The sequence below is a fragment of the Acinetobacter terrestris genome (genome assembly GCF_004331155.1).
In the GTDB taxonomy this organism is placed as follows: domain Bacteria; phylum Pseudomonadota; class Gammaproteobacteria; order Pseudomonadales; family Moraxellaceae; genus Acinetobacter; species Acinetobacter terrestris.
The window spans coordinates 1-12,334 of sequence record NZ_SJNZ01000044.1; the positions used below are offsets into that span (position 1 = coordinate 1).

Below are 12,334 nucleotides of genomic sequence, written 5' to 3' on the forward strand. Positions count from 1 at the left end.
AAACCCGCCACGACCACGACCACCACCATCACGACCGCCGCCATCACGAGCACCGCGTGCAGGAGGTGGAGATGGCTCAAGACCTTCAATTTCAGACACGTTCAAACGTGCATCTAGGAAGTCTTCAAGCGCACGGATTTTACCGCGCTCACGGTAAGTCGCTAATGTAATCGCGTTACCAGTACGGCCCGCACGACCTGTACGACCGATACGGTGTACATAGTCTTCGTTTTTCATCGGAAGACCGAAGTTAATTACGTGAGAAATTGTTGGTACGTCAAGACCACGAGCAGCAACGTCAGTCGCAACTAAGATCTTTGCACGGCCTTCACGGATGCTGCGTAGACGACGGTTACGTACAGTCTGTGGCATTGCACCATGAAGTGCGACAACTGATAGACCTGCTTCAGCAAGTTCTTCAGCCAGCATGTCTGTATCTTCTTGAGTAGAAGCAAACACGACAGCTTGATCTACAGACTCATCAGATAACCAGTGAGTTAACAATTTTTTCTTGTGTTCGAAACCATCAGTCCAGTGAAGGGTCTGAGTGATATCGGTGTTGGTAGAGTGACCAGTTTCGATCGCAATACGCATTGGATCATTCATCATGCGTTCAGCAAGCGTAACAATACGTGGTGCAAAAGTCGCAGAGAACATCAATGTTTGTTTACGGTTAGCTGCCAATTCACCAATTGCTTCTAGGTCTTCAGAGAAGCCCAAGTCAAGCATACGGTCAGCTTCGTCGACGATTAACGCATCAACCATGTCAAGTTTAAGTTGACGACGGTTTACAAGATCAAGTAAACGACCTGGAGTCGCAACTACAACTTGTGCACCTTTTAATTGTTGAATTTGTTTACCGAAAGGCATACCACCCATGATCGCAGCAACACGAACACCTTTCATATGACGAACCAATGCAATCGCATCTTGACATACTTGTTGTGCTAATTCACGAGTAGGAGAAATCACTAGGATATTCGGTTGAGTTACCGCTTTCATGCGGTCTTTAAATGAGATAAGCGAATCTTCATTTGCTAAAGCATTTAAAGTAGGTAGTAAGAATGCAGCAGTTTTACCAGAACCAGTTTGGCTTGATACAAGAAGGTCTTTACCTTCAAGTGCAGCTGGAATTGCTTGTTCTTGTACAGGAGTTGGCGTAGTAAAGCCTAAACCTTCGATCGCTTGGATTAAAGACGCATCGAGGGAAAAATCAGCAAAAGTTTTGCTCATAGAGAGTGTTCACCCTGAAGTGGGTGCTCCATTAAATAAATTACAATATGGACATCGGCAAAAAGCGGCACAGCAAATAGAGCTGAAAAATTAGGATTCAGCAGCGATCCGAATAACGTCGATGTGGATATAACGCACGTATATGATTACGGCCGCAAACCTGAAGGGAATCGCTTAAGCGATTGGGGCGCGAAGGATATGTCCTCTCTATGGACAGAACGCGCATACAATGATTAGAAGATAATGTTCAGGTAAAGAACGGAAATTTAAGTGCGTGGCGGCATAATAACAGAATAATTTTAAAAAGTAATCATTTTTTTCGATTGAATTATGAATTGATACTGTTTTTTTCAGTAACAGCCTATTTTACAACTTAATTTTGTTTATTTTTTCAGCGTATTTTTTTAAATTAGCGGCATCTTTCGTCAAAAATCACGTTATAAGTGATTAAAACTCGTATTAAAGATGAAGATCAAATTTCTCTGGCAATAAAAAAGCCCTCACATGGAGAGCTTTTCTTTGTCATATCACTCGATTAAATCGGTCTTACTTTGCGGCTTCACCCCAAGCTGGAACGACAGCTTGCATTAAAGGTTTTAGCATTTTCATAGAGCAAGCAATGACTTGACCATTGTCCATAGAGTCGGCACCACCACGTGCATCCACTACAGTACCACCAGCTTCTTTTACCAGTAACTCGCCTGCAGCGATATCCCAAGGTTTCAAACCAAGTTCGAAGTAACCATCAAGACGACCGGCAGCAACATAAGCCAAGTCTAACGCAGCAGAACCTGAACGACGGAATTGTGCACCTGCCTCAGTCACGTTTAATAATGAATCAAAATGGTTTTTCGCATAAGAAACCACTTCACCGTTACGTTTATTACGGTAAGCATGGCCTACACCCACGAAGGTATTGTCCAAGCTGTCTTTAATATTTACGCGAATACGACGTTGATTCATCATGGCACCGCGGCCACGACTTGCAGAGAAAAGCTCATCTTTCACAGGGTCATAAATAACACCGTGTTGAGTTACGCCTTTATGTTGAACTGCAATTGAGATACAGAAATGTGGAAAACCGTTAATGAAGTTTAAAGTACCGTCCAAAGGATCGATCACCCAACACCAGTCGGCGTCGTGACCATTACCTTCTTGCATACCAAACTCTTCACCAAGGAAGCTGTGATTTTTATAGCTTTTACGTAGAGTATCGATAGTCAACTGTTCCAAATAACGATCTACACGCGTTACCGGACCATCAATCCCTTTTTCTTCGACTTGTAGATCGAGTTTATGACGATTTTGATGCGCTTTTAAAAGCTCTTGACCAACTAATTGAGCCGCACGCGCAGCCATAACCACCATAGGTTCCATTGAACACCCACTACAAATTTAAGAAACTGATAAAGAATAATGCATAAAAGCCCTGACATTTTAGCAAATATCAGGGCTTTTAGGGGAAAAAATGTTGCTAAAATTTAATTGATCATGATGAAACGGTTTGTACAAGCTTTAGCCAAGCCATTTCAATCGATTTTTCAATACCTTTGGCATCAAGCCCGGCCTGTTGCAACATTTGTGCATGTGAAGCCTGGTGCATAAAAATATCGGGTAAACCCAAATTTAAAGTCGGTTTAACAATTTGTGCTTGAGCCAGATATTCATTTACCGCACTGCCCGCACCTGCCATAACCGCATGTTCTTCAACCGTCACAAATAAACTGGTGGTGCTCGCAAGTGCTGCAATCATCTGTTCATCTAGAGGCTTCACAAAGCGCATGTTGACGACACGAACGCCCACATCATGTGCTTGTGCCAATGCTTGTGCTGCTTCAATTGCAACAGTGACACGGCTACCAAATGCTAGAACACTAATGTGTTCATCCTGCTGTTCATTAAAACTGGCCACAATTTCAGCTTTACCAATCTCTAAAGCAGTCAGTTGCTGTTGAATTTCCACACCAACGCCATTGCCACGCGGGTAACGTACAGCCGCAGGACCATTGTATTGATAAGCCGTATGTAACATCTGGCGACATTCATTTTCATCTTTAGGCGCCATGACCACCATATTCGGTACAGTACGCATAAAGGCGTAATCGTAAGCACCAGCATGGGTTGGGCCATCTTCACCGACTAAACCGGCACGATCGATGCCAAAAGTCACATCCAGATTCTGCAAGGCTACATCGTGAATCAGCTGGTCATAACCCCGTTGCAAGAAGGTCGAATAAATGGCAACAACCGGTTTCAAACCTTCACATGCCATACCGGCAGCCAAAGTGACTGCATGTTGCTCTGCAATCGCGACATCAAAGAAGCGCTCAGGGAACTGCTTGGCAAACCGCACCATGCCCGAACCTTCGCACATGGCTGGTGTAATGGCGAGCAAGCGGTCATCTTGTGCTGCTTCATCACAGAGCCATTGCCCAAAGACATCCGAATATTTCGGCGCAGTATTGACGGCAGCTGTTGAATTTATTTTACTAATCGCGTGATACTTAATTTGATCTGCTTCTGCAGGCACAAAGCCCTTGCCTTTTTTGGTATAGACATGAATTAAACGCGGACCTTTACGCTTTTTCAGTGCATTAAAGACTTGGACCAGTTGATTGACATCATGTCCATCGAAAGGACCAAAGTAGTCAAAACCAATGGCTTTAAACAAGTTGTCTGCGGCATCTGTGGCTGCACTGTGCAAACGCGAGTTATATAACCATTCAGGATGCGGCTGAATAAAAGCTTCTCCTGTTTCTGAAATATTAACCGATTGCCCTCTTCCCCAGATGGCAGCCAAGTGCTTGGCAAAACCGCCAGTACTGCATGAAATCGACATGTCATTGTCATTCAGCACTACGATTAAATCCGCATTATGCGCCACTGCATCGTTCATGGCTTCAAAAGCCATACCTGCAGTCATCGCGCCATCCCCAATAATGGAAACCACTTCACACGGATCTTTTTGATAACGGCGTGCCAGCGCCATACCCAGTCCAGCAGAAATTGCTGTTGAGGAATGGCCTACTCCAAAAGTATCAAATACCGATTCTTCACGGGATGGAAAAGCAGCCAAGCCATCTTTGGCACGGATAGTAGTAAGTTGTTCACGGCGACCGGTTAAGGCTTTATGCGGATAAGCCTGATGACCCACATCCCAGATTAAACGGTCATGCGGCGTATTGAAACAATAGTGCAAAGCCACGGTCAGTTCGATCACACCAAGATTGGCACCAAAATGCCCGCCACTTTGTCCTGCTGCATACAAAATGTACTGACGTAACTCATCCGCCACTTTTTCTAATTGGCTGCGCTCGAGCAATCGTAATTGTTGCGGATGATCAATCGCATCCAGCAACGGTGTTACAGGGCGATGAGTCGGTATTTCTGTATACAACATAAATGGCAAAGCCTTCTAAAGCCTGGCAAATCCTAAGCTAGGTAAATGGGTTATTCGAGACAAGCAAGTATCGAATTGTATCACCTTTAAATCAGCCACATTTCTAGCGATGCAGTTTAGAGGCAGTTCTCTACACTGGGTGTTTGTTCATGAGCGAGATTATCCTGAATAATCTTACTATTTATCAACTATTATCGTTCGCTTTATACAAAAAAGAAAATCTTCTGCATAATTTCATCATAGCAATTCTACCAATGTCCAAGCATTACGCTATACTTTAGCCAATTAATGAACTATTTGACGGGTTAAGCAGTGCCTATAGAATTTGTCGCAACTTCAAGATTACCAACCGCTTTTGGTGAATTTAAAATCACTGTATTTCAAGATCCTCAAACCGGTGAAGAACATGTCGCACTTTCTAAAGGACTCGATATTCCACCTACTGCTCCAGTACTGGTTCGTATTCACTCCGAATGTTTAACCGGTGATGCCTTTGCCTCACTGAAATGTGATTGTGGACCACAGCTGCAAGCAACTCTCAAGTTGATTAACGACGTCGGTCAAGGTGTGGTTCTATACTTGCGCCAAGAAGGTCGCGGTATAGGCCTGACCAATAAGATTCGCGCCTATGCCCTGCAAGATCAGGGACATGATACCGTGGACGCCAACCTGATGTTGAATTTACCTGCCGATGCACGACGTTATGACATGTGCACCATCATGCTTGAGCATTTAAAGATCAAGCAAGTTAAACTGGTCACTAATAACCCTTCAAAAATTGCTGCATTAGAAGAACTGGGTATTGATGTGGTTGATCGTGTTCCCCTCACTGTCGGCTTAAATCCCTTCAATGCAGAATATCTCAAAACCAAACATGAACGTATGGCACACATGTATAAAAAAGGTGACTTCTAATTCACTTTACAAAGCCTTATAAATCATAGTATTCAGGGATTTTTTACAAGATGTTAAAAAATCCCTTACTTTTTTTATGACTTTATGTTTTGATGTATTCAGTCCTTAAAATCAGGCAATAGAGGTCATCTATGCAGAACCCAACTTCAGCTGATATTCAACGCGTTCGCGAATTTCTCCTCGACCTGCAAGCGCGTATTTGTGCAGGCTTAGAACAACGAGAACTAGAGAGCGGCGGCACTGCTCATTTTGAGATTGATGATTGGGAACGCCCTGAAGGCGGTGGCGGCCGTTCACGTGTTTTGCAAAATGGCAGCGTGATTGAAAAAGGCGGGGTGATGTTTTCTCACATCAATATTTCCAAATTACCTGCTTCTGCAACTGAACGTCATCCGCAAATTGCCGGTGCGAAAGCACAAGCCCTGGGTGTGTCTTTGGTGATTCATCCAAAAAATCCCAACGTTCCGACCTCACATGCCAATGTGCGTCTATTTGTGGCAGAGCCTGAAGGACAAGATCCGGTGTGGTGGTTTGGTGGCGGTTTTGACTTAACTCCCTTTTATCCAGATGATCAAGACGTGTTGGCCTGGCATCAAAAAGCCCATGATCTTTGCGCGCCATTTGGTGACACGGTTTATGCAGAACACAAAACATGGTGTGACGACTATTTTTATTTAAAACATCGGGATGAACAACGTGGTGTCGGCGGACTATTCTTTGATGATTTAAATCAGTGGGATTTCAAAACCTGTTTTAAATATATTCAGGCCGTCGGCAATGGTTACTTAGAAGCAATCTTACCCATTTTCCAGCGCCATCAAAATCAGGCTTATACCAAGGCGCAACGCGATTTCCAACTGTACCGTCGCGGTCGTTATGTGGAATATAATTTGGTGTATGACCGCGGCACCCTGTTTGGCCTGCAAACCGGTGGGCGGATTGAATCGATTTTAGTCAGTATGCCGCCGCTTGCCGCTTGGTCGTATCGTCCGGAATGGGATGAAGATTCGGCTGAAAAACGCTTAACTGACTATTATTTAAAACCGCAGGACTGGTTGACTGAACTTCAATAATCAAGAACACATTTAAAATATTTGATCCCTTTTTCCACTTTGGATAAAGGGATTTTTTATATTGATCTATTTTCCCTGAATTTGAAATCAACTACCCCAGAACAATAAAAACTATCAAATCAATATTTTATATTAAAAAAAAATTTATCCTGTTTTATTCATCTGTACGCTACAGACATATTTCCTTACAGCACAACACTCTGTAGATTTTATAAAATCGTTTAAACTGATAAATTCAAGTTACTATTCACATATATTTAAAAAGCACATATCAATTAAAAAAATCGTGCTTTAGGAAGTCAACAATGTTAGATAAAATTTTAAATCATAAGGTGATTCTGTTTTGGTCCATTCTCACCATGATCCTGTGTTCCATTATTATCACCCTATCATCTGAAAATACCTTGTCCGATAGCTTATCGATTACATTTACTGTATTTGCAGGATTTGCCCTGTTTTTTACCGCAGCAATGTGGCTAGAAGATAGGGTTCACGAAATCTGTAATCCTTAATTTTATTTCAGTTATTTCAGCCCGCTTTAATTTTTTAAATTTAATCCAATACTTTTATAGCTTGTTCACTTTTATTTTATCCCTTCTTCCGACTTTAGCCCGGGTTAAAAATCACGTATATTGAATGCCATTTCCGTACATGGGCCTTGTGAAATGAGCAAACAATTCGCGGTGGTTGGTCATCCAATCGAACAGTCACGTTCGCCAGAACTTCATCATGCTTTTGCACAAAAGACAGGCATTGACCTGAATTACAGCAAGCGCCTGGCTCCCCTGGATGGTTTTGAAGCCAACATCAAGACATTCTTTGCCGAGGGCGGCATAGGCCTGAACGTAACTGTGCCTTTTAAGGAACAAGCCTTTGCACAATGCCAGGTCCTGACTGAACGGGCCAAAATTGCCAAAGCGGTGAATACCCTGTGGATGCAAGATGGCAAACTGCATGGTGACAATACTGATGGTCAAGGCCTGGTTGATGCGATTGAGGCTCTGGATTGGAACCTGGAAAATACTGATCTTTTAATTATTGGTGCAGGCGGTGCAACACGTGGTGTGGTCTACCCTTTGGTTCAGGCTGGCGTGAAAAAAATCGTGATTGCCAATCGTACCCTTGCCCGTGCTGAGCAACTGGTTGCCGATTTAAAAGATGCAGTTTCCCAAGCCACACTTGCTGCAATCTCTTTAAATGATTTGGCCGGTGAGTTTGATCTTGTCATTAATGCCACATCTGCCAGTCTAAGTGGCGATGCTCTGGTTTTACCTGAATCTTTACAGTTTAAACATGCCTATGAAATGGCCTATGGAAAACCGTCCAGCTTTTTAGATCAAGCCAAAGCTCGCGGCATTCCAACTTCAGAAGGTTATGGCATGTTGGTGGGTCAAGCGATTGAATCTTTCTCGATCTGGAATGGGATAAAGCCGGCCCTGAAAGATTTTCTATAAGCGCTTAAAATAAAGTGATTGAAAAGAAGTAAACCCTTACTTCTTTTCAATATTACCCACAAAAAAATGTTTTTAAACTGGCTTTTATGACATCAAAATTCATTCACTGAAACTCGTGAAAATTATTAAAATATCTACCTATCCAAAATACTATATATGCACTAACACTCTAATTTAATTATTATTTAATAGATCTATTTTCATCAAATACATTAAAAAAGTGAATCAAACCGTATAATCAGTTACATTAATAACTAAATTTATCTACTTATAATTCGCCTTTCTGACATTTTTCCCAGGCTACACCATCAATGTATTTTGATGAACAATGTGAATAATCAAACTATCGATTCGGATAATCCAAAACTATTTCTAAATTAGGATTAACATTATGCCAACTTATAAAGCTCCTTTACACGACATTCGCTTTTTAATGAATGAAGTTTTTGATTACCCAGAACATTACAAAACTTTATCCAATGGCGAAGCTGCCGATCCTGACACTGTAGACATGATTCTTGAAGGTGCAGCAGATTTTTGTGAAAATGTACTCTCTCCTTTAAACCAGTCTGGTGATGAAGAAGGCTGTCATTTTGAAAATGGCGAAGTTAAAACACCAAAAGGCTTTAAAGAAGCATATGACCAATTCGTGCAAGGTGGCTGGCAAGGTCTGTCTTATCCTGAAGAGTTTGGTGGTCAAGGCTTACCGATGTCGCTTAACCTGATCAAATCTGAAATGATGGGTACCGCAAACTGGTCATTCACCATGTATCCAGGTTTGAGCATGGGCTGTATGAATACCATCATGCAGTTCGGGACTGAAGAACAAAAAAATACCTATATGCCGCATTTAACTGCGGGAACCTGGTCAGGCACCATGTGCTTGACTGAGCCGCAATGTGGTACCGACTTGGGACAGGTCAAAACCAAAGCTGAACCGCAAGCGGATGGCACCTATAAAATTACCGGAACCAAAATTTTCATCTCTGCAGGTGAACATGACCTGACTGAAAATATTGTCCATATTGTGCTTGCCCGCCTTCCAGATGCGCCAGCGGGAACCAAAGGTATCTCTTTATTTATCGTGCCTAAATTTACCCCGAATGCTGAGGGTGGCATAGGTGAACGTAACCCTGTGAACTGTGGTTCAATTGAACACAAAATGGGAATCCGGGCTTCTGCTACCGCAGTTTTAAACTTCGATGCTGCAACAGGTTACCTGATTGGTGAACCGCACAAAGGTTTGCATGCCATGTTTACCTTTATGAACACTGCACGTATTGGTACAGCAGTTCAAGGTATTGCACATGCAGAGTTGTCTTTCCAGGGTGCATTGCCGTATGCCAAAGAGCGTATGTCTATGCGTGCGCTATCAGGCAAGAAAGACCCTGAACAAGTGGCAGATGCAATCATTCACCATGCTGACGTGCGCCGTATGCTTCTGACTCAAAAAGCCATTGCTGAAGGTGGTCGTGCCATGATTTATCATGCTGCACAGCTTGCTGACAAAATGACCGATGCGCTGACTCAAGGCGACCAGGCGAAGTTTGAAGAATATGATGACAAACTGGGTTTCTATACTCCTATCTTGAAAGGTTTCTTGACTGAATTGGGTCTTGAAGCGGCTAATCACGGTATGCAAGTGTTTGGTGGTCATGGTTATATTAAAGAACATGGCATGGAACAAATTGCCCGTGATGCACGTATTGCAACGCTCTATGAAGGAACTACCGGTGTTCAGGCACTTGACCTGATTGGACGTAAAGTATTGCTGTCTTCTAAAGGCAAAGTGGTTCGTGACTATACTGCTGAAATCTTACGTTTCTGCGGTCGTCATGCACCTAACAAATACATGCGCCGTTTTGCATGGGACTTAACCAAGATTTGTGCACAATGGAACGCTTTAACGGTTCGCCTCATGCTTGCAGCACGTAAAGACCGCGACATCGTCTCTTCAGCTTCTGTTGATTTCTTGATGTTCTCGGGTTATGCGATGATGGCTTACTATTGGGCACAACAAGCTGCAGTCGCTTCTGAGAAATTGGAAGCGGGTAACGGCGCAGAAACGCCTGAATTCTATAAAGCAAAAATCAAAGTTGCCGATTTCTATTTCGAGCGTATCTTGCCGCGTACCCAAGGTCATGCTGAAGCTATGGTGAATCCATCAAAAACCATGATGTCTTTAGCACCTGAACATTTCAGCTTTGACTATTAATCTGTAAAGTCTGAATCAAAAAAGAGCACTTCGGTGCTCTTTTTTATGCGCTACAATAATCTCAATGCAAGATCAATTTCCAAAGGCATAGAATAATAAAAAATCAGTCCGCTGGCCTTGAAGATGAAAAAATTATTTTCGTTTCTGAGTCGCTTTTATCAGAGATATAACACAACCATCCCTCTCAACAGCCATCATCTTGAGCAAGATTTTGATTCCCCTGATCCTGCCAACTTAGGTGATGCCAGCCAGCCCATTACCCTGATCAGAACAGGACGTGGGAATGATCATATTCTTCAGGGCTTGGCGCTCGATCACCGATATAAGTTCTTGTACACCACGCACGTCGAGGGCCATCCTGAACAAGGCGTGATTAATAGATTTAAGCTAAACAGCTCCAATTTGTGGTCTGCACAAGACGCGCAAAAACCCTCCGCACTTATTGGTCATCAAGGCATTTCCGTCGATCCCCAGGGTGACTTTATGTTCGCTTCTGCAGGAACCGGCATTCCCAATAAAGGTTGGTATATGCTCAAATTTCAATACACGCCCAATGCTGCGCCCAGTAACACCCAAGTCATTCAGGTATTTGATAAACGATACAGCAAGATCACCAACACCATGCCTTCGATCACACCGGATGGAAAATATCTGTTGGTGCGAGGCAATAACCATAAAGTGAATGTCATCCGTGTTTTTAAATTAGATCTCATTACCCAAAAAAACTTAACCGATATTCGTTTTTTATATGAAGATGAATGGCCGATTGATTCGGACTTCACGCATGACAAATCTGCATTTCAAGGCCTGAGCACCGATGGAACTTATGTATATTTATTAAGCGGAAATAAAAATAAAGGCCCTAAAAGAATTTATGTTTATGACTTCACCGGTAAACTGATTCAAAAAATGGATCATGTGACACTGGGTCATTTTGATTCATTATCGAATCATGCCATCCAGTATTGGGAGCCAGAAGGCCTAACGGTAGATAGTCAAAACCATCAGCTCTACATTTTATATACCATAGGCAATAGCGGCCAATTCTTGGGCCGTATCTATCGAATGAAAATTAATAAATAAAAGAATAAATCTAATAAAAGCTCAATATTTTCAATAAACTGGCCATTCAAAAGAGTGAAATTGCTTAATAATTTCACTTGAATTTATCTGACTATACTTTATCTCTAATGATGAAAATCCATTCCATTTCTAGCTAGGATATATTCACTAAATATTTATGGGGCTTTGTAAAAAGCATGAAGGCTTTATGAATAAATCAGATGAATAAACAACCATTTATATTTAAAAATTGGCTTAAAATACATTATAAAAATGACTATTTTGAATAAAAACATTAAGTTAAAATATCATATTAAGATAATTGAGCACTTTTACAAAAGCTCTATAGGTAAGTCCACGGAATCTCCACAAACCTCCCCTATGATGACCTCATTGAAAAATTAAGGGCATCGCCATGAAAAAAATGATTTCTACACTGATGATCGGTCTTATTGCTGCAACAGCGACCATGTCTGCAATGGCAGCTCCATCATTTGATCATAAGCATTCACCTGCTCCGCATCATTTTAATAAAAAACCAATGCCGCCTAAACATGGCTTGCACCATGGGCCTCAGCATCAAGTGCCAGCGCATCACTTTAAAAAAGTGGGCCATAAAGCACCGTTCCATCATGACATGAAACATAACGCAGGTCCGCATCACAAAATGCCACCTAAACATCGTTAATAAAAAAAGAGCGCTTTGGCGCTCTTTTTATTAGGGTGTGTCCTCATTTGATGTACATATTTCATTCTTCTCATCTATTCAATTAAAATATCTTATATCTCCCTTCTAAAATTAAGTTTTCCAACATGTCACGCAGAGTCATTACTGATGAAATTTGGGCACAAATCCAAAATACCATGCAATTTTATGGCTGCTACCGCTCACGTAATAGCAAAAATATCATGGAAGCCATTTTGTGGAAACTTCGAACAGGTGCGCCTTGGCGTGATATTCCTGAGGATCTTTGTCCATGGC

The 12,334-nt window shown here is 42.1% G+C and carries 11 protein-coding genes; 8 read left to right on the top strand and 3 right to left on the bottom strand.

What is annotated here, in order from left to right; translation table 11 throughout:
* The 3 genes from E0H81_RS15485 to dxs form a co-directional block, all read right to left on the bottom strand.
* Positions 1–1,233 (bottom strand): DEAD/DEAH box helicase (locus E0H81_RS15485; RefSeq protein WP_131320193.1); only part of this gene is annotated, 1,233 nt, incomplete at its 3' end.
* Between the two features lie 546 nt (positions 1,234–1,779).
* Positions 1,780–2,610 (bottom strand): inositol monophosphatase family protein, encoded by an 831-nt coding sequence (locus E0H81_RS15490; protein ID WP_131268274.1) that lies wholly within the window; start codon positions 2,608–2,610, stop codon positions 1,780–1,782.
* Positions 2,611–2,722: 112 nt separating this feature from the next.
* Complete coding sequence (dxs, locus tag E0H81_RS15495; protein ID WP_131320195.1) at positions 2,723–4,633, bottom strand: 1-deoxy-D-xylulose-5-phosphate synthase; 1,911 nt, start codon at positions 4,631–4,633, stop codon at positions 2,723–2,725.
* 312 nt (positions 4,634–4,945) lie between these two features.
* Between dxs and ribA the strand changes: the two genes are divergently transcribed.
* The 8 genes from ribA to E0H81_RS15535 all read left to right on the top strand — a co-directional run.
* Positions 4,946–5,548, top strand: coding sequence for a GTP cyclohydrolase II (gene ribA / locus E0H81_RS15500; RefSeq protein ID WP_131320197.1), 603 nt, complete (start codon positions 4,946–4,948; stop codon positions 5,546–5,548).
* Between the two features lie 131 nt (positions 5,549–5,679).
* On the top strand, positions 5,680–6,621 hold the full coding sequence (gene hemF, locus E0H81_RS15505; protein WP_131320199.1) for an oxygen-dependent coproporphyrinogen oxidase: 942 nt from the start codon (positions 5,680–5,682) through the stop codon (positions 6,619–6,621).
* Positions 6,622–6,926: 305 nt separating this feature from the next.
* Positions 6,927–7,133 (top strand): hypothetical protein, encoded by a 207-nt coding sequence (locus E0H81_RS15510; RefSeq protein ID WP_131320201.1) that lies wholly within the window; start codon positions 6,927–6,929, stop codon positions 7,131–7,133.
* 153 nt (positions 7,134–7,286) lie between these two features.
* On the top strand, positions 7,287–8,075 hold the full coding sequence (gene aroE, locus E0H81_RS15515) for a shikimate dehydrogenase (protein WP_131320203.1): 789 nt from the start codon (positions 7,287–7,289) through the stop codon (positions 8,073–8,075).
* Positions 8,076–8,466: 391 nt separating this feature from the next.
* On the top strand, positions 8,467–10,290 hold the full coding sequence (locus E0H81_RS15520; RefSeq protein ID WP_131320205.1) for an acyl-CoA dehydrogenase C-terminal domain-containing protein: 1,824 nt from the start codon (positions 8,467–8,469) through the stop codon (positions 10,288–10,290).
* Positions 10,291–10,413: 123 nt separating this feature from the next.
* A complete protein-coding gene (locus E0H81_RS15525; protein ID WP_131320207.1) occupies positions 10,414–11,373 on the top strand; it encodes a phage baseplate protein in 960 nt (319 codons plus the stop codon).
* Positions 11,374–11,767: 394 nt separating this feature from the next.
* Positions 11,768–12,040, top strand: coding sequence for a hypothetical protein (locus E0H81_RS15530; protein ID WP_131268291.1), 273 nt, complete (start codon positions 11,768–11,770; stop codon positions 12,038–12,040).
* 125 nt (positions 12,041–12,165) lie between these two features.
* A partial coding sequence (locus tag E0H81_RS15535; RefSeq protein WP_131320212.1) for a transposase occupies positions 12,166–12,334 on the top strand: 169 nt, incomplete at its 3' end.